This window comes from Kitasatospora sp. NPDC053057 (assembly GCF_044546945.1).
Lineage (GTDB): Bacteria > Actinomycetota > Actinomycetes > Streptomycetales > Streptomycetaceae > Kitasatospora.
The window spans coordinates 15195-39611 of sequence record NZ_JBITZP010000035.1 but is presented as its reverse complement, the minus strand read 5'-3'; the positions used below and the strand labels follow the sequence as shown (position 1 = coordinate 39611).

The following is a 24417-nucleotide window of genomic DNA, read 5'->3' as shown; positions in this document are numbered from 1 at the left end:
TTGGGGTCGCCGGCGGGTCGGTGGTCGCCACCCACCGGCCGCACGGATCCGCCGATCAACACCGCCTGCCTGGTCCAGCGCCCGGGCCCCTCTCCCGACCCCCGCGTCGCCCTGGTGCGCGAGCACCTGCCGGCGGCGGCGCGGGAGTGGTGAAGGCGGGGCCTCAGGCGGGGTGATCGTCGTCCGACTCCGCGGTCCGCAGGCAGGCCCAGTCCCGGTCGGCCGGAGTCGGCTCGGTGCGCCACCGGGCCCGCAGGACGCCGTCGGCGTCGGGCAGTACGGCGGTGAACAGCGGGCTGCGCTCGTCGGTGTACACCGACAGGACGGCGGCGGCCCGGGCCTCGGACAGTTCGGCGGCCCTCGCCCTGAACTCCTCCGGGTCGTCGACCTCGCTGGTGATCCGGCCGTCGTGGCCCTCCCGGACGAACTCGACCAGCCCTTCCTCGGGGAGGGCGGCCAGGACCGCCGCGACGTCGGTGGACAGGTCCGGCCAGACGGCGAGCCGGGCGCGCGGGGCCAGCCGGGCGCGCACCGCGTCGATCGCTCCCCCGTCGAGCCGGTACCAGCGGGAGGCGTTGTCGATGTGCATCTCCTCCAGCAGCGCCGCCCGCCCGGCCGCCACGCACCGGCGCAGCTGGGCCCAGAAGTCGTCGTCGGCGGGGCGCTGCCCGCCCGGCTCGTCGAACTCGGCCTCGTACGGGGAGGCGTCCAACGGCTCCGGGTGGAGGCCCAGTTCGCGGGTGCGCGCCACCGCCGCCGCGCAGGGCGCGCTGCTGCTGACGTAGACGTACTGGTCCCAGCCGACGTGCACGGCGAAGGACGGCTCAGCGTCGGTCTCGGGCTCGGTCTCCAGGCGGCACCAGGCGCCGCTGTCGCGGAGCATGGCCCGTACCAGTTCCAGGCCGACCGCGATCGGCACCCGGGCTCCGTCGTGGAAGCCGGTCAGGTCCGGCGGGAAGAGCCCCGCGAGTCCGCCGCCCTCGGCCGCCGGCTCCAGGCCGAAGTGGGTGAAGCCGGGCGGGGCTTGGGGCTCGCGGATCGACAGGTGCCGTACGCCGCTCTCCTTTGCGAAGGCGGCGACGGCCTCCAGATAGGCGGCCTCGACCGGCCCGTGGTCGCTGACCGCCTCCTCCGGCCCCGTGTAGACGCCCCGCTCGTCGCGGTCGGCGGGGTCGTACTTGGCGATCCGGTACACGTGGGGCGGCGCGTCGCGGTGCCGTCGGGGATGGGAGTTCATCCCGGCCATCCTGCCGGAGGAGGCGGGCCGCGCGGCGGTCAGGGCAGGTGGGCGGCGGCTTCGGCGGTGTTGGCGTGGTGGGCGGCCTGGCGGGGGACGGGGAGCCAGGTGGGGCGGAAGCGGCGGCGGTAGTGGGTGCACCAGGTGTGCAGGAGGTCGTCGAGGCGGGGGTCGGGGGTGGCGCGGCGCAGGAGGGCGGCGGCGCGTACCGGGATGCGGTGGGCCCACAGGTCGATGCCGGCCAGGTGGGCGCGGGTAAGCAGGGGTGGCGGGAGGACGGGGCGTTCGGCGGTGCGCGGGTCCCAGGCGTCGGCGAGTTGGTTGAGGGCGGTCAGCTGGGTGCGGGCGGCGCGCAGCAGCGGGGTGTCGTGGGATGGGAGTGCGGTCAGGGGGTCGGTCAGCAGGTCGGTGAGCTGTCGGCCGCGCTCGCGCAGGTGGTCGGCGCTGGCGCGCAGGCGCTGGTCGGCGTCGTCGGCGGGGTGGGTGTCGCCGAGTCGGTCGGTGGTCCAGGCGGGCACTTCGACGACGACGGTGCGGCCGCCGTGGCGCTGGGGGGCGAACCAGGTGGCGGCGCGGGCGCCGGCCGGGGGTCGGTGGTGCGGGGTCTCGTGCGGGGTTTCGTGCGGGGCGAGCATGCCGGTGGTGTTCTCCTGGGAGTCGATGTGGTGGGGCTCCATCAGGAAGACGCCGGGGCCGGCGGCGGGCAGGCGGTAGGTGTCGAAGGAGCCGGTCTCGACCGGGATGCCGAGGGCGGCGGCGGAGCGGGCGAAGGGCTGGGCGAGGGCGCTCGGGTCGGCGGTGGCCTGGAGGAAGGTGCCGCCCACGTCGGCGGTGTGGAGGGAGAGTTGGAGGGAGGGGCGGAGTTCGTCGATGAGGTCGAGGAGGATCCGGCTCTCTGGGAGGCGGCCGCCGATCGCCGGGGCCCATTCGGGCTGTTCGTCGGCGGCGGGGCGGTAGTAGCCGGCGAAGTAGGCGGGCAGGGTGCGGGCGAGGAGGGCGCCTCGGGCCAGGTGCGCGCCGTCGGGGTCGAGGCAGAGCAGGAAGTGCCAGGCCGTCGCCCCGTGCGGGGTGGGGCGGGCCAGGGCGCGGTGGGCGAGTTCGACGATGCCGGCCCGGCCGGAGAACTCGTCGGCGTGGGCGCCGGAGACGACCAGGACGTTGTCGGCGGGGCGGGCGCCGGCTTCGGGCCCGATGGACAGGAGCTGCAGGGGGCGGCCGGCGCGGGAGGCGCCGAGGGTGCGCACCCGGCACCTCCGGGGGTGGCGGGCGGCCAGTTGGTGGGCGGTGTCGGCGAGTTCGTCGAGTGTGGGGTAGCGGTCGTGGAGCAGTATCGCCCTGCCGGCGCGGGTCGAGGTGTCGGTCAGCATCGGTCTCCTTCCCCTTGGTGCCCGGCGGCCGGTGGGCCCGGGGGTGACATTGGATCCGGTCGGGTACGGGTCCGTCCAGGGTGTCCGTCCGGGGGTGCCGCGGGTGCGGGCGCACCGGTACGGGGGCGAGTCGGCGGCGCGGGCGGCCTGAGGCCCCTTCGGGCCGAAGCGTCCCCCGTCCGGCCGGTCCAAGGGCATGATGCGGGGATGGACAAGACGATGGACCCGGCGGCTGACGGGGAGTTCGCCGCCCTTTGCGGTCGGGCGTGGGACGTTCTGGTCCCCGCCCGTGCCGGTTACCTGGCAGGCGTCTCGCCGCACTACGACGAGGTCCTCGACGAGGTCGCGCAGCGGGTTCGGAGCAGCGGCAGCCTCGGCAAGACGGACATCGCGGCGCTGACGGTCTGGAAGCGGCTGTCCGCGCGGACCCCGTGGGCGGCGGTGCTCATGTCCCGGCCCGATGCCGAGGTGCGGGCCGTCACCGGGCGGGCCGTCGCGGCCGTCCGGGACACCGCCGTTCCGCGCGGTGAGGCCGCCCGTGCGGGGCGGGCCGTTCTCATGGGGCTGCCCGGTTTCCGTACCGGGGACGCGCTCGCCTCGGCGGTGCTGACCGCGGCGGCGCCCGCTCGGATGGCGGTCTACGACAGCCGTGTCCAGGTCGCGCTGGACGCCCTCGGGTTCACGCTCACCCCCGCACCGGGGCGGTACGGCCGCTACCTGCGGCTCCTCGACGGCCTCCTGCTGCACGGCGGGGCGCCGGCGGAGGGCTGGACGGCCCGTGACCTCGACACCGCCCTGTACTGGGCCGGCGGCAACGGGCCACAGCCGTCCTGAGGCATGCGCCGGACGGCGGCTCAGGACCGGGACGGCGGGCCGTCAGCGGTAGCTGCGGGCCGCTCGGTCGCGGTCGGCCAGGACGTTGGCGACGAAGAGGCCGAGGTCGAAGTCCTCGGCGTCGACGAACGGGGTCAGGTCGTTCTCCAGGCCGGACCATTCGGGCGGCACCGGATAGCGCAGCTCGGTGACCTGGCCGACGGTCAGGACGCACTGCCGCCCGACGACCTGGTGACAGACGGCGGTGGCGGCGTCGAGCCGGGTGTCGCGCTCCCCCACCCGGATCCGCAGTCCGTCCGCACCCCGGTAGAACACCACGCGGGCGCCGGCCAGTTGGCCGTAATGGCCGTGAGTCATCCGTCCTGAGTCGACGGTCCGCTCCGGGCCGAGTCGTCCGGTGGCCGGATCGAAGTCGGCGGCCCGGCCGGACACATCGAAGCCGGCGACCAGCATGACGGGCTCCCTTCTGCGGACCGGTCCTGACGCCGTCCCCGCTGCCAGGTTGCGGCATCCGGCGCCTTGAAGGAAGTGCGGACGCGGCGGGGCGTCAGGGGCGGTGAGCGGGCGGGAACCGGGCCGCGGCACAGGGGCTGAGGCACGGGGTGGGCCGATGGCGCGAAACACCGGCACACGGGCGGCGGAACTCGGGGCCGTGGGTGGCAGGAGAGAGCGGGCGACGGGCGACGGGTGGCGTCCAGCAGGACACCGTGAGCCACTGGGCTGTGGCCCGCAGGCGCAGCGGCCGGCCGGGGCGCCGGGGGTGGGCGGGCCGGGCCGGGGTCAGGGCTGGTAGTCGGTGAGGGTGTGGTGCGGGTGCCAGCCCTGGGTGCGGGCTCGGGTGAGGTCGAGGATGACGCTGCGGGTGAGGAGGTCGAGGGTGTAGGCGGTGAGGCCGGGCAGGAGGGTGGTGCGGGCGGCGAGGCGGGCGAGGGGGGCGGGGAGGTGGGTGATGCGGGCGGGCAGGTGGTGGGCGGTGAGGACGTGGCGCAGGGCTGCGTCGCGGCGGTAGGGGGCGGGGTCGGCGATGTTGTAGGCGCCGGGGGGCCAGGGTGGGGTGGTGGTGAGGCCGAGGGCGGCCAGGCAGGCGTCGGTGAGGTTGGCGACGGCGGTGAGGCTGAGGGGGATGTCGGGGCCGGGCAGGGGCAGCAGGCCGTGGCGGGCGCGGGCGAGCAGGGGTGGCAGGAGGTGGGGGTCGCCGGGGCCGTAGACGGCGCGGGGGCGTAGGACGACGGCGCCGGCGGCCAGGGCCTGGCGTTCGGCGGCGGCTTTGGTGCGGCCGTAGGCGTTGAGGTGGCCGGTGTCGGTGGGGTGGTCCTCGGTGAGGACGGTGCTGGTGGTGCGCGGGTCGTAGACGCTGGCGCTGCTGATGTGGACGAGGGGGCGGCCGGCGGCGGCGCGCAGGACGCGCTGGGTGCCGGTGACGTTGACGGCGTGCTGGTGGGCTTCGGCCCGGTGGCCCGGGGGCAGGTCGGCGACGGCGGCGGCGCAGTGGACGACGAGGTCGGCGCCGGTGAAGTCGGGGTCGGTTTCGGTGGCGTCCCAGGGCAGGTGGCGGCCGACTGGGCCGGGGCGGCGGCCGTGGCAGGTGACGTCGAGGCCCAACTGGGCGGCGGCGCGGGCGAGGTGGGAGCCGCAGAAGCCGGCGGCGCCGGTGATGGCGATGCGCATCAGCGGCCGCCCGCGCGCAGGGTGAGGTGGGCGTAGCCGGGCAGGGCGGCGTGGCGGTCGGCGCGGGCGCGGGTGACGTGGGGGTGGTGGGGGGCCAACGCGAGGAGGGTGTCGGCGAGTTGGGTGCGGGCCAGGGCGGCGCCGGGGCAGGCGTGTGCTCCGGTGCCGAAGACGGCTTGGGTGGCGGCGGGGTCCTCGGGTGGGGTGCGGTGGTGGGCGCGGGCGGCGTGACGGGCGACGAGGATGAGCCGGTCGCCGGCCTGGACGGGGTGTCCGGCGAGGGTGGCGTCCTCGGCGGCGGCTCTGGGCAGTAGCGGGGAGGGGGCGGTCAGGCGCAGGAGTTCGGCGGCGAGGGCGGGTGCGGTGGTGTCGTCGACGGCGGGCCACAGGCGGGCGTCGGCGCACCAGGCGGCGGCTCTGGGCAGGGCGGCGACGGTGGTGTTGACGGCGGCGACGGCGAGCATGGCGTCCTGTGGGTCGGGCAGCAGGGCGGTGAGGCGGGCGGCGGCTTCGGCGGCGGCGTGGGCGGACGTACGGCTGCGGCGGCGGGGGCCGGGCAGGTGGTCGCGGGCGGTGGCGGCGGCTGCTTCGCGGGCGGCGCGGGCGAGTTGGCGGGGCGGGGCGCTGGCGCCGGTCAGGGCGGCGGCGGTGGTTCCGGCCAACTCCTCGGCGAGGTCGACGAGTTCGAGGGTGCCGGTGGCGAGGGCGGGGACGCGTTCGGCGAGGACGGCCTGCCAGAGCGGGCGCAGCCGGGGCAGGGCGGGGGCGGCGAGGTCGGTGGCGAGGGCGCGGCGGGCGGCGCGGTGGTCGTCGCCGTCCTGGTCGAACAGGAGGCTGCCGCCGGTGAGTCGGGCGGCGGCGCCGCCGGTGGTGCCGGGTGCGGTGCGTTCCAGGGGGATGCGGGTGAGGGCGTGGCGGTAGGCGTCGGGGTCGTGGACGAGCAGGGTGCGGCCCAGGCGCAGTACCGGGCGGTGGCGGGTGGCGCAGAGCAGGGCGAACAGGAGGGGGTGGCTGCGCAGGTAGACGGTGCGGTCGCGGCGCCGGGCCCGGCGGGAGGCGGCGGGGGGCGATTCCGTGGACGATGCGGTGGGCGATGCGGTGGGCGTCATCGGGCCAACTCCCGTTCGCAGTAGGCGGATGCGGCGGCCCGGTCGGGTTTGCGGGAGCGGCCGGCGAGGGGGACGGTGCCGAAGAGCAGGGCGTCGGGGCGGGCGGCGCCCATGCGTTGCAGCGGGCCGTCGAGTCGGGTGCGCAGCTGCTGGGGGTCGGCGCCGGGGGCGGGCTGGACGAGGGCGACGAGTCGTTCGTCGCCGTGGGCGTCGGGTACGCCGACGAGCAGGGCGAGTTCGACGCCGGGGATGTGCAGGGCGGGTTCGTACAGGCCTGGGTAGATGTTGCGGGCGCGGCGCAGCACCATGTCCTTGAGGCGGCCGGCGAGGACGATGCGGCCGTCGGGGGTGAGGGTGGCGCGGTCGCCGGTGTGGATCCAGGGGTCGGGTTCGTGGCCGAGGTAGCGGTGGCGGGCGCCGGGGCCGGTGAGGTGGAGTTCGCCGTCGTCGGCGAGGCGGGTGCGGATGCCGGGCAGGGGGTGGCCGACGAGGTCGCCGTCGTCGGTGTGGGCGCTCTTGTCGGCTTCCTCGACGGCGGCGGCGGGGAAGAGTTCGGTGAGGGCGTAGACGCTCCAGGCCTGGTCGGCGCCGGCGTGTTTGGCGCGGCGCAGCAGGGCGGCGTCGGCGGGGGCGGAGCCGGTCCACAGGGTGCCGGTGAGGTGGGCGCCGGCGGTGAGGGCGGTGCGCAGCCGGGGTGGGGTGAGGTAGGTGTGGGCGGGGGTGAGGTGGGTGAGTTGGCGGGCGAGGGCGGTGGGGGTTCGGGCGGGCAGGGCGACGGTGGCGCCGGCGGCGAGGGCGGGGGCGAGGACGAAGAAGGTGCCGCCGAGGACGGTGGTCCCTGCTTGGGGGCGGACCAGGTCGGCGACGGTGTGCAGGCCGGCGGTGAGGCTGGCGTGGGTGTGGACGACGGCGCGGGGGCGGGCGGTGGTGCCGGAGGTGAAGACGATCACGGCGTCGGCGTCCGGATCGTGGCGCCTGGGCGGTATGGGGGTGGTGGCGGGGCGCAGGCGGGGTGCGCAGCCGGGCAGGCGGCGGCCGAGGGTGGCGACGGGGCCGAGGGTGCCCAGGCGGGGCAGGTGGAGGTCGGCGCGGCGGGCGAGCGGTGCGGCCCAGCCGGCGGCGGCTTGGGCGGTGGCGTCGGCGAGGATGAGGCCGGGCGCGGCGAGGGCGAGGTGGGCGGCGAGGACGTCGGGGCCGGCGGTGGGGTCGAGGACGGCGGCGCGCAGGCCGAGGCGGTGGGCGGCGAGCAGGACGGCGAGGGCGCGGGGGCCGGGGCGCAGGGCGAGGCCGAGGGTGGTGCCGGGGGTGAGGCGGCGGGCGTTCAGGGCGGCGGCGTAGCCGTCGGCGAGGTCGGCGAGGTCGCCGCGGCGGATGCGGGTGCGGGTGGCGCCGGTGCGGGTGTGGTGCAGGACGGCGGGGCGGTCGGGGTGGTGGGTGCGCAGGGCGTGGGCGAGTCGGTCGAGCACGGTGGATTCCCCCCGGTGGTGTCAGCGGATGTCGGCGGGGCGTGGGCCGGCGCCGCGTTCGAGGTACCAGCGGGCGGTGCCGATCACTCCGTAGGCGCGGATGCGGCGGGTGGAGTTCTGTACGACCATGGCGCGGCTGCGGGTGATGGCGGTGGTGTGGCGGCGGACCTGGTTGAGGAAGGTCCGGTCGGTGGGTGAGGGGCGCCGGGGCATGCCGCCGACGGCCTGGTAGAGCGCGGCGGTGATGGCCATGTTGTTTCCCGCGTGCATCCGGTAGGGGGTGAGGTAGCCGTGGCGGCGGTGGTGGGCGGGGCGGATGCGGCCGAAGAACGCGCCGAGGGCGACCAGGAGGCGGAAGAGTGCGCGGCCGGCCGGTCCGTGTTCGTCGCGGCGGGCGGTGACGCGGCCGCAGACCAGTCCGTCGCAGGCGAGGAGGGCGGCGCGGGCGGCGGCGGTCCAGCCGGGTTCGGGCAGGCAGTCGGCGTCGGTGCGGGCGAGCAGGGTGGCGCCGTGGGCGATGGCGTGGCGGAAGGCGGTGTCGACGGCGCAGCCGACGCCCTTCTCCGGTTCGGTCAGGACGTGGACCGGGAAGGGGGCGTGGGCGGCGAAGGCGCGGGCGGTGGCGACGGTGGCGTCGGTGGAGCCGTTGTCGGCGACGAGGAGGGTGAAGTCGCGGTCGTGTTGGGCGGCGAGGGCGCGCAGGGCGCCGTCGATCCGGGCTTCCTCCTGGTAGGCGGGGACGATCACCCACAGCTGGTTCATCTGAGTCCTCCATGGATACCCCCGGCTTTAGCCGGGGGAGGAAATGGATCTCCCGCGTAGCGGGTCAGGGGGAGCCAGACCGCCGTCAAGGCGGTATGGCGTCTCGGTAGATGATCGCCCGTCACGTGATCACAAAGATTGGTGTTAGTGTGTGATCCATGACGGCCACTCATGTGAAGCGGGCATACAAGTTCCGCTTCTATCCGACTCATGCGCAGGCGGCGGAGCTGTCGCGCACGTTCGGGTGCGTTCGGCTCGTATACAACAAGGCGTTGGCTGCCCGCTCTGAGGCGTGGACGATGCGTCAGGAGCGGGTGAACTACAACGCCACCTCCGCGATGCTGACGGCGTGGAAGAAGACCGAGGAGCTGGCGTTCCTCACCGAGGTCTCCTCCGTTCCGTTGCAGCAGGCCCTTCGCCACCTGCAAGGGGCGTTCTCGAACTTCTGGCTCAAGCGGGCGAAGTACCCGACATTCAAGAGCCGGAAGAAGTCCCGGAAGTCCGCCGAGTACACGTCCTCCGCGTTCCGGTACCAGGACGGCAAGCTGACCTTGGCGAAGATGGCGGAGCCGCTGGACATCGTGTGGTCGCGCCCGCTGCCCGAAGGACAGTCGCTGTCCACGGTCACGGTGTCGCAGGACGCGGCCGGTCGCTGGTTCGTCTCCATGCTGTGCGAAGACCGGCCCACGATGCCCGATGCCCCCGCCGGGTCGGCGGTCGGCATCGACGCCGGTATCACGAGCCTGGTGACGCTCTCCACCGGGGAGAAGATCACCAACCCCAAGCACGAGCGCGCTGACCGGGAACGGCTCGCCAAGGCTCAGCGGGAGCTGTCCCGCAAGGCCAAGGGGTCGGCGAACCGCGAGAAGGCCCGGCGCAAGGTCGCCCGCGTCCACGCCCGCATCGCCGACCGGCGCAGGGACTTCCTGCACAAGCTCACCACCCGACTCGTCCGTGAAAACCAAACGGTCGTGATCGAGGATCTGACGGTCCGCAACATGCTCAAGAACCGAAAGCTGGCCCGCTCGATCAGCGACGCGAGCTGGACTGAGCTGCGGTCCATGCTGGAGTACAAGACCGAGTGGTACGGCCGCGACCTGGTGACCATCGACCGGTGGTTCCCCAGCTCCAAGCTGTGCTCGGCCTGCGGAACCATCCGCGACAAGATGCCCCTCAACGTCCGCGCGTGGGAGTGCGACTGTGGAGCAGTCCACGACCGGGACGTGAACGCAGCACGTAACATACTGGCCGCCGGGCTGGCGGCAGCAGCCTGTGGAGACGGTGTAAGACCTCAACGGAGCACTCCGGGCGGGCGGTCGTCGGTGAAGCAGGAAGTAGTCCCACCGCCGCGCTCACGCGCAGCGGCTCAGCCGCGAGGCTGAGGGGAATCCCCCTCCTTCAGGAGGGAGAGGAAGTCAAGAGGCCTCCCAGACCATGGTCATCAGGGAGACGCCGCCGCCCAGGCCGATCATGAGAACCTTCTCCCCCGGATTCAACTGCTCTTTGACGAAATCGAGTTGGATGCCGAGGGTGGCGCTGGCGACGTTGCCGAGTTCGGGCACGGTGAGCACCAGCTTGTCGGTGGGGGCGCCGGTGAGTTCGACGAAGCGCTCCAGGTAGGGGACGGTCACCTGGTGCACCAGCACCCGGGCGTAGTCGTCCCAGGTGAGGCCGGTGCGTTCGGCGAGGCCGGCCAGGGCGGCGGGGCCGATCTGTTCGAAGATGCCGCGCAACTCCTTGCCGCCGCCGCGGAAGTAGGTGTACTCGTCGCCGCGCGGGTGGCGCGAGCCGCCGCCGGGGATGCCGCCGGCCTGCCAGTGTTCGGAGGCGGTGACGGTGGCGGTGTCGAGGATGCCGCCGCGCTCGACCGGCTCGACGACCACGGCGGCGCCGGCGTCGCCGAAGGTGTAGCCGGCGAAGCCCTCGCGCAGGGCGGCGGCGTCGGCGGGGTCGCGGCGCATCGCGCGGCTGGGGGTCTCGCCGGTGACCACCAGGGCGCGCCGGGCGCGGCCGGCCAGGATCATCGCGCGGGCCAGGTCGATCCCGTTGAGGAAGCTGTTGCAGGCGTTGCTGACGTCCAGCGCGTGGGCGCGGGTGCCGAGTTCGGCCTGGACGATGTGGGCGGTGGCGGGCTCGCAGATGTCTCGGGTGGCGGAGGCGAAGAGCAGCAGGTCGACGTCGTGCGGGTGCAGTCCGCGGGCGGCCAGGGCCCGGCGGGCGGCGCCGGTGGCGAGGGTGGAGGCGTACTCGTCGTCGGCGGCGAAGCGGCGGGTGCGGATGCCGGTGGCCTTCTCCAGCATCCGCTCGGGCAGGGCGAGTTCGGCGCCGGCGGTGATCTCGTCCTGGAGCTGCTGGGAGGTGAGCCGGCGGGCGGGCAGGTGGGAGCCGACGGCGGTGATGCCGATCCTCGGTGTCGCTGCTGGATGCATGGCCCCATGCTGCGGGGCGGGCGCCGGGGCCCACCTGAGTACGGGTACTCAGGTGGGTCCGGGCGGATACCCGTTCGGGTCGTGAGGTGTCGGACAGTGGTGTGGTCGACGGCTGCGGCGAGGGCGGGGGTCCAGGGCGGGCTGTCACACCCGACCGGCAGACTGGAGGCGGACCACCCGAGCGAAGCGAGGACGACACCATGGCCGACCGGCCCCTGACACTGATGGCAGTGCACGCCCACCCCGACGACGAGGCCACCGGCACCGGCGGCGTGCTCGCCCGCTACGCCGCCGAGGGCATCCGCACCGTCCTCGTCACCTGCACCGACGGCGCCTGCGGCGACGGCCCCGGCGGCGTCAAGCCCGGCGAGGACGGGCACGACCCGCAGGCGGTGGCCGCCCTGCGCCGCAAGGAGCTGGAGGCCAGCTGCCGCGTCCTCGGCGTCGACCACCTCGAAACGCTCGACTACGGCGACTCCGGGATGATGGGCTGGCCCGCCAACGATGCCCCCGGCTCGTTCTGGGGCACCCCCGTCGCCGACGGTGCCGCCCGCCTGGCCGAGCTGATCCACCACTACCGGCCGGACGTCGTCGTCACCTACGACGAGAACGGCTTCTACGGCCACCCCGACCACATCCAGGCCCACCGCATCACCATGGCCGCCCTGGACCTGGCCCCCGAACTGGCGCCCAAGGTGTACTGGACCACCGCGCCGCACTCGGCGATGAAGCGGTTCGGCGAGGTGATGCGGGAGTTCGGCGCCGACTGGGACGAGCCGGGCGAAGCGGCCGGGGAGACGGACGGGGCTGGGGAGACCGGCGGGGCCGGCGGGACGGACGGGGCCGGGTCGGCCGTCGAGGCCCCCGAGCTGCCGCCGATCGGGCTGCCCGACGAGGAGGTCACCACCTGGGTGGACACCCACGCCTACGGCGGACAGAAGTACGACGCGCTGGCCGCCCACGCCAGCCAGGGCGAGAACATCTTCTTCCTGCGGATGGGCAAGGAGCGCTTCACCGAGCTGATGGGCACCGAGACCTTCGTCCGCGTCCGCGACACCACCGGCGCACCGCTGCCCGAGCAGGACCTGTTCGCCGGCCTGCGCTGACGCCCGCCGCGCGGGGGCCCCGGACCGCCCGGCTGACGGCGACGGCGGCGTGCGCGCGGGTGCGCGCACGCCGCCGGGCGGGCAAGCGATCAGGCGGGCCGAGCGGTCAACCGGGCCGAGCGGTCAGGCGGGCCGAGCGGTCAGGCGGTGAAGCCAGGCAGCGGTCAGGCCGGGACGATGGCGAAGGAGCCGTTGCTGAGCGAAGTCTCGGTGTACGGGCCGCTGTTGATGGCCTGCGGGCCGTAGCTGTCGAAGACCTGGCCGTTGACGGTGACGCCGGAGAAGTCCAGGCGGCTGAAGGACGGGTAGCTCTGGCTCGGGGACTCGATCACGGCCTCGGCGCTGACGTTCTGCCCGTTGAGCTGCTGGGTGGTGGTCTCGGTCCAGCCCTTGGTGTTGTCGGTGATCTGCAGGGTGTAGTCGGAGCCGCCGCTGTTGACCACCGAGGCGGTGAAGCTGTCGCCCGCGTCCACCGGGTCGCTGAAGTACTGCGGCGGGGCCGGGTACATCTCGTACCAGGCGGAGTAGGCCGGGGAGCCGCTGGAGCAGTCGACCTGGACGCCGGTCTGCTCGACGGTCTGCGAGCCGTAGCCGTCGATGCCGACCCAGGGGGCGAACAGGTCGTTGGAGGTGTTGCACTGGACGGTGGGCATGGTCCACGAGCCGGAGACGCTCTGGAATCCGTTGCCCTGGGCGACGTAACCGCCCCAGACGCCGCCGTCGTAGCGGGCGCCGTGGCCGTAGTGGTGCGTGCCGTAGGCGTGCGCGGTGTGGGTGGGGGCGGTGTGGGTGGGGGCGTGGGCGGCGGTGCCGCCGGACGTGGCGCTGGAGGAGCTGCTGCTGCGGCGCGAGGTCGAACTGCGGCGCGCCCGGGGCCGGATCGGCGAGTTGATGCGCACCTACCGGCAGGGCCGCCCGGACCCGGAGGCGGCCAGGCCGGTGGAGGTGATCAGCGGGCGCCGCTCGATCGCCGAGCTGTGGCGCACCCTGCAGCTGGGGGTGGTGAACCGTGGGGCAGTTGAGTGTTGTTGAGTGATCTTTGGCGTTCATGAGTGACTTTGCCAGTTTCTCTTGAAGTGTTGTCCAGAAGGTTCCGCTTCCGCTGTTTCGGGCTGCTCGTGCTGCTGGCTGTGCCAGCATGTCCGTGGTCGAAGGATTCGTGAGGGCGGAGGGGGCCGGGGGTGGCGGTGTTGCGGCAGATCGCTCGGCCGTTCGTCGCCGACGCCGCACCGGGGGTGTGCATACGGGACCGGCTCAAGGGCCTGACCGCCCAGGACGACGCGGTGCTGCGCCTGGTCGGCGCACACCTCGGTTCTCTCGCCTCGCGGGACCTGGCCCGGCGCGTCGCCGACGCCCGGGAGCACTCCACCCAGACATGGGCAGCCCGCAAGCGCGACCTCACCCCGCAGTCGTCGTCGCGCTGGGCCGGATCCATCACCAGGACCACGCACGACCAGTGGGGCCTGTCGCGCCGCGCGCAGTGGCAGCACCTGCGAGGGCTCGCCGCGGGAATCGCCGTGATCCGCCACCGCCTCGCCCTGCCGATCGGCACCAAGGGCGGCAGACGGCAGCCCGGCGGGTACCACTCGCGCCGGGAATGGCACGCCAAGTCCCGGCGCCTGGCGCACCTGGAGCTCGAGTACGCGCGGGTGAAGGCCGACCACGACGCAGGCCGGGTGACGGTGGTGCGCGGCGGCCGCAAGCTCCTCAACACCCGCCACAACCTGGATGCGGCAGGGATGTCGCAGGAGCAATGGCACGCGCGGCGGGAGGCGGCCCGCTGGTTCCTGACGGCTGACGGTGAGTCCGGCAAACGGCACGGGAACGAGACGATCCGCATCGCCCCTGACGGCGAAGTCTCGATCAAGCTCCCGGCCCCGCTGGCAGAGCACGCGAACTCCGGGCACGGCCGGTACGTCCTCGCGGCGAAGGTCACGTTCCCGCACCGGGGCGAGGAATGGCGCGACCGCATCGAGGCGAACCACGCCGTCGCCTACCGCATCCACCTCGACGCATCCTCGGGCCGCTGGTACCTCGACGCGTCGTGGACCCGCAAAGACCTACCCGTCATCCCGCTCGACGCGCTACGGGCGAACGGCGTGATCGGCGTCGACACGAACGCCGACCACCTGGCCGCGTGGCTGCTGGACGAACACGGCAACCCGACCGGCGCGCCACGCCGCTTCGACTACCACCTGTCCGGCACCACCACCCACCGTGACGCCCAGCTCCGGCACGCTCTCACCCGCCTGCTGCACTGGGCCAAGTCCACGGGCGTGAAGGCCATCGCGATCGAAGACCTGGACTTCACCGACTCCAGGACCCGGGAGAACCACGGCCGGAAGAAGAGGTTCCGGCAGCTCGTCTGCGGCATCCCCACCGGCAAACTCCGCGCACGCCTGCTGTCGATGTGCGCCGAAGCCGGTATCGGCGTGATCGCTGTCGACCCCGCCTACACCAGCATGTGGGGCGCGCAGCACTGGCAGGAACCGCTGACAGGCAGGAAACGCAAGACTTCCCGACACGCCGCCGCCTCGGTGGCGATCGGCAGGCGCGCCCTCGGGCATGCGATCCGGCGACGGACGGCACCGCCCCGCGACGACCGGAGCGATCGTCGCGGGCATCGGACCGCCCAGGCCGGACCGCGTGACCGAGGACGTGAGGAAACCCGCCCCCGCATCCCCGGACCACGGACACGATCCGTGTCGCCGCACGCGGAGAGAACGCGGGCGACCAGCGCATCCAAAACCGTTCGGAATGCGCCAGATGACCAGGTTTGGGTCCAAGACTCACTCCTGCTCACTGACTAAGGAACGGTGCGTGAGCGGGTGCGGGTGCGGGTGCTGGACCGTCCGCCGTACGTGCGGCGCTCCGATCCGCAGACCGAACTGGCGCTGCTGGGGCGGGGGGTGGCGACCCGGGTGGTGTACCACAGCCGGGTGCTGCGCGACCCGGAGCGCCTCGCGGAGATCCGGACCTTCACGGCGGCCGGGGAGCAGGCCCGGGTGCACACCGAAGTGCCGCTGAAGCTGGCCCTGCTGGACGACCGGTGGGCGCTGCTGCCGGTCAGTGCGGGCACCGAGCTGGAGAGCGTGCTGCTGATCCGGCCCTCCACCCTGCTGGACGCGCTGGCCGGGCTGTTCGAGCTGTACTGGGCGCACGGGATGCGGCTGCCGGAGCCGTCCGAGGAGCCGGCGGAGGACCGGCACCGGCAGCTGCTGACGCTGCTGGCGGCCGGGCTCACCGACGAGTCGATCGCCCGGCAGCTGGGGGTGTCCACCCGCACGGTGCAGCGCTGGGTGCGGGAGCTGATGGACCGATTCGGCGCCCGGACCCGCTTCCAGGCGGGCATCCAGGCGACCCGGGCGGAGCTGCTCTAGTTCCTACCGGGCGGCGCGAGCAGGTCGAGCAGGACCCGACCGCGAAGGTGCGTTACAACTTCTAACGAACGCAGTAATATCTAGCAGATCTGATCCTCCGCCCGTCGAAGGGGAGCAACATGCCCGGCATCCGCACCGCCCTGCCCGCCGCCGCGATCGCCGCCGCCCTGCTCGGCACCGCCGCCGTGCCCTCCCAGGCCGCCGCCCACTCCGGCACCCGCTCCCCCGCCCGCTCACCTGCCGCGGGCACGGCGTCGACCCCGCCGCCCAGGTCCGCTACCGCACCGAGGCCGTGATCCACGCGCCGCTGTCCACCATCTGGCGGCAGACCGATGTCGCCCGCTGGCCGTCCTGGCAGCACGCCGTGGCCAGCGCCGAACGCCTGGACCACGGCCCGCTGCGAGCCGGCTCGGCGTTCCACTGGACCACCCCGCTGCCGCCAAACCCCGCCACCACCGCCACCAGCCTGGACATCACCTCCACCGTCCGGCAGCTGAAGCCGGGCGCCTGCATCCGCTGGACCGGCCCCGCCGTCGCCGAGGGCCTGCACATCGACGGCGTGCACGTGTGGACCTTCACGCCGGTGCGCGGCGGCGTCCTGGTGCGCACCGAGGAGACCCACTCCGGGCCGCAGGTCGACGCGGACGTCCCCGCCGCGACGGCGATCCTGCGCCAGGGCCTGGAGGCCTGGCTGTGCGACCTGAAGGCCGCCGCCGAGGCGTAGGTGACCACCCGTCATCGGCCCCGCCCGGCGCGAGTGCGCAGGTCATGAGCGGGGCCGGTGGCGCGCGGGAGCGCTGGCGGCCACGAGAATGGTGCGGTTAGTTGCTCTGCGACCAGGGCTTTACGTACAGAGAAAGCGAACCCCCACATGGATCTCGGCGTGCGCTGGAAGCTGCACGGTGACGGGCGCACGCCCGCACCGGGAGCGGTCGTCCGCCCCGACGAACGGCTCTCCTGGCCCCGCACGGCAGGGCTCGGCGCCCAGCACGTGGTCGCCATGTTCGGCGCGAGCTTCGTGGCCCCGGTGCTGATGGGGCTGGACCCCAACCTGGCGATCATGATGTCCGGCGTCTCGACCGTGATCTTCCTGCTGGCCACCCGCGGCCGGGTGCCCAGCTACCTCGGCTGCTCACTGTCCTTCGTCGGGGTCGCCGCGGTGATCCGGGCGCAGGGCGGCACCAGCGCGACGGTGACCGGCGCGGTGCTCGTGGTCGGCGTGGTGCTGTTCCTGGTGGGCCTGGCGGTCCAGTACTTCGGGGCGCGGATCATCCACGCGACGATGCCGCCGATCGTCACCGGCGCCGTCGTCATGCTGATCGGCTTCAACCTGGCCCCGGTGACCGCCTCGACGTACTGGCCGCAGGACCAGTGGACGGCACTGCTGGTGATGCTGTTCACCGGCCTCGCGGTGGTGTGCCTGCGCGGCTTCTGGTCCCGGGTGGCGATCTTCCTGGGGCTGGTCTTCGGGTACGGGATCTCCTTCGTCTTCGACCGGGTCTTCGGCAAGATCCACTCGGTGGACGGCGGCGGGCACATGACCGACCACTGGCGCCTGGACCTCTCGGGCGTCGGCAAGGCCGACTGGATCGGCCTGCCCGCCTTCCACGGCCCCTCCTTCCAGTGGTCCGCGGTCCTGGTCGCGCTGCCCGTGGTGATCGCACTGGTCGCGGAGAACGCCGGGCACGTCAAGGCCGTCGGCGAGATGACGGGCGAGAACCTGGACGACAGGCTGGGCACCGCGATCTCGGCGGACGGCGTCGGCTCCGTGCTCTCCACCGCCCTCGGCGGCCCGCCCAACACCACGTACTCCGAGAACATCGGCGTGATGGCCGCCACCCGGGTCTACTCCACGGCCGCCTACTGGGCCGCGGCCGGCTTCGCGCTGCTGTTCGGCATCTGCCCGAAGTTCGGCGCCGTCGTCGCCGCGATCCCCGGCGGGGTGCTCGGCGGCATCACCGTCATCCTGTACGGCATGATCGGCCTGCTCGGCGCGCAGATCTGGAGCAAGTCCGGGGTGGACCTGCGCAACCCGCTGAACCTGGTGCCGGCGGCGGCGGGCATCATCATCGGCATCGGCAACGTGACGCTGAAGTTCACCAACACCTTCAGCCTCAGCGGCATCGCGCTCGGCACCCTGGTCGTCATCACCGGCTACCACGCGCTGCGGGCGCTGGCCCCCGCACACCTCAAGACGCAGGAACCGCTGCTGGACGAGGGCACCTCCTCCTACGACGAGGACGCCGGGCAGCGGCGCACCCCGTAGCGGCGGCGCACTCGTGAAAAGACCGGCGGAAGTAACCGAAAGGTACTTCCGCCGGTCTTTCTCGCCTGGTCCGAGGGGCTGTCAGGTGTCGACACCAGTCCTCGGGGGACGCGGCGAACACGTTCAGGCAGCGTCTCTGATCAGCTGAGTGATCCTGTGTGATCCAGCGGTTGCGGGATCGGTTGGATCGTTTCCCACCTGGGCGGGGTAGCGTGGGCGTGCAGGTGGAAGCCCGCGCCCAGTGCTGCTCCGTGTGGCCGGTGGCCGGTGGGTCTGCTGATCGTGGTCACGCTCTGGTGCCGGTGGGCTGCGCGGGGCAGCCGGATCCGGTCCGTTGGGGCGTGTCCCTCCGGACGCTTTCCGGCATGGCCCGAAGGCCGTGCCGGGGAGGGAATCCTGCGTCGCCTGGGCGCGGGACGGTTGGTTCGTGGCCGGGTGGAGCCGGTCTTGGACCGGTCTATCCGGCTGGTTTTCGGGGTGGCCGTTATGACGGCCTTGGCTTCCATCGTGTCCACGACCTTGCGGATCACCATGGTTCCGCTGGTCTTGTCCACGATGGTCTTGGTCTGGTGCGTGAGGCCGCGTGCTGCGATACGACGCCATGCGCCCTCGTCGCGGTCGCCCTGCCACTGGCAGGACGGGCAGATGGCCCATTTCCAGCCCGATACGGTGGGCCGGTCGGGTGCCTTGCGGTGCCGGAGCGGGGTGAGGCAGTGCGGGCAGTGCTTGGAGGTGTTGCGCGGCGGCACCGTCACGACCGCGATGCCGGTTTCAGCGGCGAGGTGCCGCGTGCGGTCGGCGATCTGCCCGCGCACGGTTTGGGACATGCGCGTGTTCTGGGTGCGGCCCATGCCCCCTGCTTCCATCGACCGCAGGTCTTCCAGGTAGATGACCGTGGCCCCGGCGGCGACGGCTTGATCCACGGCCCAGCGGGCAGCGCTCCAGGCCAGGGCGTCGTTGAGGTTGGAGCGGCGTTCCGAGACGCGTCGGATCTCCTGCGCCAGCACGGCCTGCTTCGTCTCCAAGACGGGGTCGGCGAGCCGCGTGTACTGGTCGGTCTTGGCGCGCAGCCGCTCGGACTGCTTCCGCAGGCGGTACTGCTTGGCCAGCACACCGGAGGCCCGGAACTGCGCGCCCGCACCGAGAGCGGTGATCCGCCCATCGTCGTGAAGCCGGGCCACGCCAGCGGACAGCAGGGTGTTCAGACCCCAGTCCACGCCGAGCGCGACGATGTGCCCGGAGCGCTGGGCTTTGGGGACGGGGTGGGTGTAGGCGAGATCAGCGCGGACTTTGCCACCGACGACGCGCAGGGTGGGCAGGTGCAGGACAGCGTTCGCGGGGACCGTGGGCGGCAGCGTGATCGGGCACGCCACCCACGACCAGTCCGCGTACTTCCGCGGGTCCGGACAGGTAGGGAGCTGCAACCGCAGCAGGGCCTTCGTCGGCTCGGTCGCGGACCGCTCGATCGACGCCTGCTGTCCATCGCAGGCGGCCAGCAGCAGCATCCGCGCCACACGCGGCGCGGGTTCCAGCTCGAACACGTCAGCCGGAAGACGGCCGTTCTTGCGCTCGAAGTTGGCGATCTGCCGGGTGCGGGAGCGGATCACGCTGGACAGCAGGTACTCCCCGCCGGGGATCGCGGCCCGCACCGCTTCCCACTCGGTTTCGGTGCGCTTCCTCGGATCAGCGGGCCAGGTCACCAGAATTCCGGCGACCACATCGGCACGCCACTTCACCGACCGCAGGGAACGCCCGGCCTGTTCCTGCGCGGCACGCACTATCCGGTCATTGACCTTCGCACTGGAGTTGACGGTCCAGCCGAGACGTCGCAGCGACATCCACGCGTTCGACGGCAGCGTGCGGCCCCCGGCGTCCACACCGGCAGCCAGGGTGTCCACGTCGGCGGCGTTCCAGTGCTCGCCGAGCAGGGAGGCGACCATGTCGGCTGCCAGATCAGCACACCAGCCAACTCGTTCCACCAAGGCGACAGCGGTCAGGACTTCGCTGGTCTTTTCATCCACGCCGCAGTGAGCCAGGGTGCGGGCGCACGCGGTACGGGAGGTCTCACCATCAGCGAGAGGCAGTTTCCGGCTCACTTGGCCACTCCGTCGCCGCACTGCCCCGACTCGGCCAGCAACCTGCGCCGGGCGTCCGCCGACCGCATCCCGTACAAGCGGCCCGCGAAGGTCGTCACCAACGAGATGAAGTCCTCCAGGAGTTCCTGACGGCCGCCGGTCCGCTTCGGATGAAGCACCTCCAGCGTCGCCCCGTGGACGGTGAACAGCCGCTTGAGCCAGCCGAGACCGAACCGGGCCAGCCGGTCCTCATGGGTCACTCGAACCACCGTCACTGAACCATCAGCGACCGCCGTCAGCAGCTTGTTCAGACCAGGCCGGTCCTCACGCAGACCGGAGCCCCGGTCCTTGAACACCTTCACCACGTCGCCGGTAGCCGTGGCGCGCAACTCCGCCTCCTGCGCTTCCAGCGAAGACTCCTGACCGGTCGAACCGGACACGCGAACGTACAAGCCCTCCAAGCGAATCCAGTCACCGCTACCAGCGGTGACCTTCATCGCCTCCACATCCACAGAGGAGAACCGGCGCTCACGCCCGACCCAAGTCACCGGGATCTTCCCCGAATCCGCCCAAAGTCGAAGCGTCACCGGGTGAACACCCAAGCGCTTAGCGGCCTTTGACAGTCGAAGAAGTTCCACGCGATCACCATAGGATCACTGTGGATGTTTAATCAGATTTGTCAGCCTTGCGGGACGTCTGCGCCGTTGCCAACATTGGGCGTTGATCGTTCGGCTGTTGATCCACATCAAGGGGGAGGATCGTGAAGTACGTCAAGCTGGGCTCCACCGGCATGGACGTGTCGCGGATTTGCCTGGGTGCCATGAGCTTCGGCGCCCCCGGCCAGGGCGACCACAGTTGGACCCTGGACCTCGACCAGTCACGGCCGATGATGCTGCACGCCCTGGAGTCCGGGGTGAACTTCCTGGACACCGCCAACGTCTACTCCGCCGGGAGCAGCGAGCAGATCGTCGGGCAGGTCCTGCGCGAGTACGGCCACCGCGACGAGATCGTGCTGGCGACCAAGGTTCACGGGCGGACGCGCCCGGGACCCAACGGCGTGGGGCTGTCCCGCAAGGCGATCATGGCCGAGATCGACAACAGCCTGCGCAGGCTGGGCACGGACTACGTCGACCTCTACCAGATCCACCGGTGGGACCCGGCGACGCCGATCGAGACCACCATGGAGGCGCTGCACGATGCGGTGAAGGCGGGCAAGGCCCTGCACATCGGTGCGTCGTCGATGTGGGCCTGGCAGTTCGCCAAAGCCCAGTACGTCGCCGAGCGGAACGGCTGGACGCCTTTCAGCACCATGCAGAACCACTACAACCTGATCTACCGCGAAGAAGAGCGGGAAATGCTGCCCCTGTGCGCCGACCAGGGCGTCGGCGTCATCCCTTGGAGCCCGCTGGCCCGGGGACGGCTCGCCAGGGAGTGGGCCGGCGTCAGCGCCCGCAGCGCAACGGACGAGTTCGGCAAGACCCTCTACCGCGACACCGATCGCGAGATCGTCGACCGGCTCGGACGGCTGGCCGCCAAGCGTGAGCTGCCAATGGCGCAGCTCGCGCTGGCGTGGCTGCTCTCCAAGCCGACGATCACCTCCCCCATCGTCGGCGCCACCAGGATGAGCCATCTCCAGGACGCCATCGCCGCGGTGGACGTGGAACTCGACGACGAGGAGATCAGCTACCTCGAGGAGCCGTACCAGCCGCACGAGGTCGTCGGGCACCCCATCACCGAGTGGCCGGGCCAGCACTGAGGCGCTCCCGTCACGGTGTCGGGCACTGCCGGGGCCCCGTTGTCGGGAGTCGTCAGCCGATCCGGGCAACGCGGGCCGCGGCCACGGCCACCAGCAGTCCCAGACCGATACAGGCCGCGCAGACGAGGAACATCGCCTGATATCCGGCGGTCTGGGCGACCAGCCCGAGGGAGCCACTGCCGGCGGCGAGGCCCACGGTGAAGCAGGCCCCGAAGGTCGACAGCGCCGTGGCGCGCCGGCGTTCGCTGACCGAGCGCACCACGAACAGTCCCAGCACCGGATAGATCTGCCACATGCCCACACCGGTGAGCACACCGCCGATCACCCCCACGACGAGGCCGTGCGACAGCCCGATGAGCGCGACCCCCAGGGCCTCGACGAGGAACAGGCCGGCGAGCGCCACCGGTCGCGTGGCCTCCCAACGGATCCAGGTGCCCGCTATGCGCAACAGCACCACGGTCAGGGAGTACGCGGTGACCACGGCCGCTCCCCCGGCGATACCGAGGTCGTCGAACTTCGCGACCGCGAAGCTGGCGACGGCCGCGAAGCCGAACGCGGTGAAGATCAGCGCGACGCTGGGAAGCGCGGTGCCGAGCAGTGCCGGGCTGTTGTCGATGCCGGTGCGCGCCGTCTTCGGCGGCAGGCGCACCTCGGGTACGTACAGGGCCATGGGGATGACGAGCAGGGCGATCAGCCCGGAGATCACGAACGTGGTCGCCGTGCCCGCCAGGTGTTCGAGCAGCGTGCCCAGCGGGGCGCCCACGCCGATGGCGACGTAGTTGACGGTGCCGCCCAGTCCCAGCGCCCAGCCCTGCCGGTCCTTGGCAACCAGCTGCACCGGCCAGACGCCGGTCGCGGCCAGCATCACGCCCATGCCGACGCCCACCAGCAGGCGCAGGGCGATGAGTTCGGCGATCGATCCGGCGAGGGGGTAGCTGACGGTGGCGAGCGTGGTCAGTGTCGTGCCGCCGATGGTCAGGGCCCGGGCGCCGAGGCGGTTCATCAGCGCGCCCGATACCGGACGGGACAGCAGCGAGGTCACCGCATAGGCGGTGATGACCGCGCCGACCTCCGCCGGGCCACCGTGCAGCCGACCTGTGACGTAGAGGGGCAGGATCGGGATGGTCAACGCGAACGGCAGGTAGCCGAGCCCACCCGCGAGCGAGATCACCAGCGCGTGCCGTACGGATCGCTTGTCGGTGCTCTCGGTCTCAGGCGCTGACTCGGTCTCGGTCCGCACAGTTTCGCTCCCCCAGGCGATGAAGACGATCGCAGGCCCGGACTGCCAATCGTGCGGTCCGGGCCTGCTGTTTCAGACATCACCGAACTCGCCGCTGCGGACAGCGGTGACGAACGACTCCCATGCCCCGACTGTAAAGATCAGAGCTGGTCCGTCGGGGTCCTTGGAGTCGCGGACAGGCATCACACCGGGGAAGTCTGGTGCTACCTCCACGCAGTCGCCCCCGTTGTTGCTGAAACCGGACTTTCGCCATCTGGCGTTGGCCAGGACCGCAGCTGGGATCATGACACTCCTGTCAGACATCGCCGAACTCGCCGCTGCGGACAGCGGCGACGAACGACTTCCAGGCCTCCGACGGGAAGATCAGGGCAGGGCCCTGGGGGTCCTTGGAGTCACGGACCCTGCCCGGGTGCGCGTCATCTACCTCGATGCAGCCGCCCTGCCCGTTGCTATAGGTGCTCTTGCGCCACGCGGCGTCGGTCAGGTCAGCTTGCATGGCCTTCATAGTCCTCTCGTGCCTGCCGGATCATGACGAGACTGTCCGGTTGGTTCAGGGCGTTCACCTGCAGTCGATCGTACTTTCCAGCCCAGACGGATACGACCTCGATGTCCTGCTCCAAGAAGCCCCTTTGGAGCGTCTCCGTGTAGCCCACCATGGTCCGATTCGCCAGCGTGAGCAGCGTGACCGAGTGCGAGAACGGTCGCTCCTCGCCCAGCGAGGAGGGCGCGACCTGAATCACGATGTTCGACCTTGCCGCCAAGTGCTCCAGATGCTGTAGCTGCTGAGCCATGATGGCCGGTCCGCCGATCGGACGTCGCAGGGCTGACTCATCAAGGACAACGTGAACCGCCGATGTTCGATCAATGATCCGTTGCCGCACGGACTTGAGCTTCAGCCGTTCGTCGGCTTGCTCCTGTGTGGCCTCACCACGCCGAACTGGTGCCGACTCGTACGCGGCGCTGTAGCCCGCGTGTTGGAGTATGCCAGGCACCATGTCCAGCTCGAAGATCCTGATGGCCAGGGCTTCGCGCTCCTTGGCCGCATACTCGGGGAAGCCCGGGATCAACGATCCGTTCTTCCAGCTCCACCACAGGAGCTCAAGCGAACCACCGGCCTCCAACGCAGCATCGCAGAGGACGATGAACTTTAAGCTCGGGGCCGTTTTCCCCGTCTCTACGTTCGAGATGTAGACGCTTGAGTACTGAACCAGCTTCCCCAACTCGGCCTGGGTCAAGCCCCTTGCATCCCGCAACGTGCGGAGATGGACAACCAGTGCCGCCAAGGGCGATGACTTTGGATCAAGCGTGCGACGGTTCAAGGCCAGCCTCAACTTAAAGCAGGATCAACTGGAGAGTTCAAGTCCTTCCGATCGTAGGGGTCAGCGCGGAACCATGGCTACACCCGGTGATTTACCAGACGCACAGCGCAACTTCTGGAGCCTCCATGCCTGACGCGCAGAATCCCCCCTGCCCCTTCCAACTCCACGAAGTAGTGCGGGACTTCAGCTACCTGGAGAACGGGAAGCCACGTGAGGGCGTCTTCGTCGAGGTGCTGCTCGGAAAAGCAGTTCTCCGACCGCTGGGGGCGACTGGGCCCGAGTGGCGGGTCGCCCCGGCCTTCCTCCAGCCCCTCAACCCGCGGGAGACCGCGCCGGGCACCTGGGGGAAGCCGCGCCGCCGGCTGCTGTGACCGACCTTCGAAACCCTCACACCTGGAGCAGA

24 protein-coding genes and 1 pseudogene are annotated in these 24417 nt (G+C 72.0%); 10 read left to right on the top strand and 15 right to left on the bottom strand.

Annotated features, from left to right (window positions below; genetic code table 11):
- Nucleotides 1–163: 163 nt before the first annotated feature.
- A complete protein-coding gene (locus ACIG5E_RS29450) occupies nucleotides 164–1237 on the bottom strand; it encodes an RNA-binding protein (protein ID WP_396538424.1) in 1074 nt (357 codons plus the stop codon).
- A 38-nt stretch (nucleotides 1238–1275) separates the two neighbouring features.
- Nucleotides 1276–2604 carry a M14 family zinc carboxypeptidase gene (locus ACIG5E_RS29445; RefSeq protein WP_396538422.1) on the bottom strand — a complete coding sequence of 443 codons (1329 nt, stop codon included), beginning with the start codon at nucleotides 2602–2604 and terminating at the stop codon, nucleotides 1276–1278.
- Between the two features lie 207 nt (nucleotides 2605–2811).
- Here ACIG5E_RS29445 and ACIG5E_RS29440 point away from each other — a divergent pair, with 207 nt between their 5' ends.
- Nucleotides 2812–3438 carry a hypothetical protein gene (locus tag ACIG5E_RS29440; protein WP_396538420.1) on the top strand — a complete coding sequence of 209 codons (627 nt, stop codon included), beginning with the start codon at nucleotides 2812–2814 and terminating at the stop codon, nucleotides 3436–3438.
- 42 nt (nucleotides 3439–3480) lie between these two features.
- On the opposite strand, the gene ACIG5E_RS29435 is transcribed toward ACIG5E_RS29440, so the two are convergent.
- The 5 genes from ACIG5E_RS29435 to ACIG5E_RS29415 form a co-directional block, all read right to left on the bottom strand.
- A complete protein-coding gene (locus ACIG5E_RS29435; RefSeq protein ID WP_396538418.1) occupies nucleotides 3481–3891 on the bottom strand; it encodes a hypothetical protein in 411 nt (136 codons plus the stop codon).
- Between the two features lie 327 nt (nucleotides 3892–4218).
- On the bottom strand, nucleotides 4219–5106 hold the full coding sequence (locus ACIG5E_RS29430; RefSeq protein ID WP_396538416.1) for an NAD-dependent epimerase/dehydratase family protein: 888 nt from the start codon (nucleotides 5104–5106) through the stop codon (nucleotides 4219–4221).
- Nucleotides 5106–6215 carry a cytochrome P450 gene (locus ACIG5E_RS29425; protein ID WP_396538414.1) on the bottom strand — a complete coding sequence of 370 codons (1110 nt, stop codon included), beginning with the start codon at nucleotides 6213–6215 and terminating at the stop codon, nucleotides 5106–5108. The genes ACIG5E_RS29430 and ACIG5E_RS29425 overlap by 1 nt, the downstream gene beginning before the upstream one ends.
- Nucleotides 6212–7681 carry a class I adenylate-forming enzyme family protein gene (locus ACIG5E_RS29420; protein WP_396538412.1) on the bottom strand — a complete coding sequence of 490 codons (1470 nt, stop codon included), beginning with the start codon at nucleotides 7679–7681 and terminating at the stop codon, nucleotides 6212–6214. Before ACIG5E_RS29420 ends, ACIG5E_RS29425 begins: the two co-directional genes overlap by 4 nt.
- A 21-nt stretch (nucleotides 7682–7702) precedes the next feature.
- Nucleotides 7703–8443, bottom strand: coding sequence for a glycosyltransferase family A protein (locus ACIG5E_RS29415; protein ID WP_396538410.1), 741 nt, complete (start codon nucleotides 8441–8443; stop codon nucleotides 7703–7705).
- Nucleotides 8444–8601: 158 nt separating this feature from the next.
- On the opposite strand from ACIG5E_RS29415, the gene ACIG5E_RS29410 reads away from it, so the two are divergent.
- The gene (locus ACIG5E_RS29410) at nucleotides 8602–9825 is read left to right on the top strand and encodes an RNA-guided endonuclease InsQ/TnpB family protein (RefSeq protein WP_396538408.1); all 1224 of its coding nucleotides are present in this window, start codon (nucleotides 8602–8604) and stop codon (nucleotides 9823–9825) included.
- A gap of 33 nt (nucleotides 9826–9858) precedes the next feature.
- On the opposite strand, the gene ACIG5E_RS29405 is transcribed toward ACIG5E_RS29410, so the two are convergent.
- Nucleotides 9859–10872, bottom strand: coding sequence for a 3-oxoacyl-ACP synthase III family protein (locus ACIG5E_RS29405; protein WP_396538406.1), 1014 nt, complete (start codon nucleotides 10870–10872; stop codon nucleotides 9859–9861).
- Between the two features lie 200 nt (nucleotides 10873–11072).
- On the opposite strand from ACIG5E_RS29405, the gene ACIG5E_RS29400 reads away from it, so the two are divergent.
- The gene (locus ACIG5E_RS29400) at nucleotides 11073–11978 is read left to right on the top strand and encodes a PIG-L family deacetylase (protein ID WP_396538404.1); all 906 of its coding nucleotides are present in this window, start codon (nucleotides 11073–11075) and stop codon (nucleotides 11976–11978) included.
- Nucleotides 11979–12142: 164 nt separating this feature from the next.
- Here ACIG5E_RS29400 and ACIG5E_RS29395 read toward each other — a convergent pair whose 3' ends face one another.
- Nucleotides 12143–12877, bottom strand: a complete 735-nt coding sequence (locus ACIG5E_RS29395) for a G1 family glutamic endopeptidase (protein ID WP_396538402.1) — start codon at nucleotides 12875–12877, stop codon at nucleotides 12143–12145.
- Between ACIG5E_RS29395 and ACIG5E_RS29390 the strand changes: the two genes are divergently transcribed.
- The 5 genes and pseudogenes from ACIG5E_RS29390 (at nucleotide 12870) to ACIG5E_RS29370 (ending at nucleotide 17624) form a co-directional block, all read left to right on the top strand.
- Nucleotides 12870–13010: a hypothetical protein gene (locus tag ACIG5E_RS29390; protein WP_396538400.1), complete on the top strand. Its 141-nt coding sequence runs from the start codon at nucleotides 12870–12872 to the stop codon at nucleotides 13008–13010. The genes ACIG5E_RS29395 and ACIG5E_RS29390 overlap by 8 nt on opposite strands.
- A 149-nt stretch (nucleotides 13011–13159) precedes the next feature.
- Nucleotides 13160–14788, top strand: a complete 1629-nt coding sequence (locus ACIG5E_RS29385; protein ID WP_396538398.1) for an IS200/IS605 family accessory protein TnpB-related protein — start codon at nucleotides 13160–13162, stop codon at nucleotides 14786–14788.
- A 6-nt stretch (nucleotides 14789–14794) separates the two neighbouring features.
- Nucleotides 14795–15358, top strand: coding sequence for a LuxR C-terminal-related transcriptional regulator (locus ACIG5E_RS29380; protein WP_396538396.1), 564 nt, complete (start codon nucleotides 14795–14797; stop codon nucleotides 15356–15358).
- A 119-nt stretch (nucleotides 15359–15477) separates the two neighbouring features.
- Nucleotides 15478–16082, top strand: a pseudogene (locus ACIG5E_RS29375) (SRPBCC family protein).
- Nucleotides 16083–16229: 147 nt separating this feature from the next.
- Entirely contained in the window at nucleotides 16230–17624 is a 1395-nt protein-coding gene (locus ACIG5E_RS29370; protein ID WP_396538394.1) for a uracil-xanthine permease family protein, read from the top strand.
- 140 nt (nucleotides 17625–17764) lie between these two features.
- On the opposite strand, the gene ACIG5E_RS29365 is transcribed toward ACIG5E_RS29370, so the two are convergent.
- Both ACIG5E_RS29365 and ACIG5E_RS29360 read right to left on the bottom strand, forming a co-directional pair.
- Nucleotides 17765–19645 carry a zinc ribbon domain-containing protein gene (locus ACIG5E_RS29365; protein WP_396538392.1) on the bottom strand — a complete coding sequence of 627 codons (1881 nt, stop codon included), beginning with the start codon at nucleotides 19643–19645 and terminating at the stop codon, nucleotides 17765–17767.
- Nucleotides 19646–19716: 71 nt separating this feature from the next.
- Nucleotides 19717–20337, bottom strand: coding sequence for an IS607 family transposase (locus tag ACIG5E_RS29360; protein WP_396538390.1), 621 nt, complete (start codon nucleotides 20335–20337; stop codon nucleotides 19717–19719).
- A gap of 122 nt (nucleotides 20338–20459) precedes the next feature.
- Between ACIG5E_RS29360 and ACIG5E_RS29355 the strand changes: the two genes are divergently transcribed.
- The gene (locus ACIG5E_RS29355) at nucleotides 20460–21455 is read left to right on the top strand and encodes an aldo/keto reductase (RefSeq protein WP_396538388.1); all 996 of its coding nucleotides are present in this window, start codon (nucleotides 20460–20462) and stop codon (nucleotides 21453–21455) included.
- A 52-nt stretch (nucleotides 21456–21507) separates the two neighbouring features.
- On the opposite strand, the gene ACIG5E_RS29350 is transcribed toward ACIG5E_RS29355, so the two are convergent.
- The 4 genes from ACIG5E_RS29350 to ACIG5E_RS29335 all read right to left on the bottom strand — a co-directional run bounded on the left by ACIG5E_RS29350 (nucleotide 21508) and on the right by ACIG5E_RS29335 (nucleotide 23978).
- Nucleotides 21508–22695 carry an MFS transporter gene (locus ACIG5E_RS29350; RefSeq protein WP_396538386.1) on the bottom strand — a complete coding sequence of 396 codons (1188 nt, stop codon included), beginning with the start codon at nucleotides 22693–22695 and terminating at the stop codon, nucleotides 21508–21510.
- 72 nt (nucleotides 22696–22767) lie between these two features.
- Complete coding sequence (locus ACIG5E_RS29345) at nucleotides 22768–22980, bottom strand: DUF397 domain-containing protein (protein WP_396538384.1); 213 nt, start codon at nucleotides 22978–22980, stop codon at nucleotides 22768–22770.
- Between the two features lie 10 nt (nucleotides 22981–22990).
- The gene (locus ACIG5E_RS29340) at nucleotides 22991–23191 is read right to left on the bottom strand and encodes a DUF397 domain-containing protein (protein WP_396538382.1); all 201 of its coding nucleotides are present in this window, start codon (nucleotides 23189–23191) and stop codon (nucleotides 22991–22993) included.
- Complete coding sequence (locus tag ACIG5E_RS29335) at nucleotides 23181–23978, bottom strand: helix-turn-helix transcriptional regulator (protein WP_396538380.1); 798 nt, start codon at nucleotides 23976–23978, stop codon at nucleotides 23181–23183. Before ACIG5E_RS29335 ends, ACIG5E_RS29340 begins: the two co-directional genes overlap by 11 nt.
- Nucleotides 23979–24139: 161 nt before the next feature.
- Here ACIG5E_RS29335 and ACIG5E_RS29330 point away from each other — a divergent pair, with 161 nt between their 5' ends.
- Nucleotides 24140–24385: a hypothetical protein gene (locus ACIG5E_RS29330; RefSeq protein WP_396538378.1), complete on the top strand. Its 246-nt coding sequence runs from the start codon at nucleotides 24140–24142 to the stop codon at nucleotides 24383–24385.
- The last annotated feature ends 32 nt before the right edge of the window (nucleotides 24386–24417 follow it).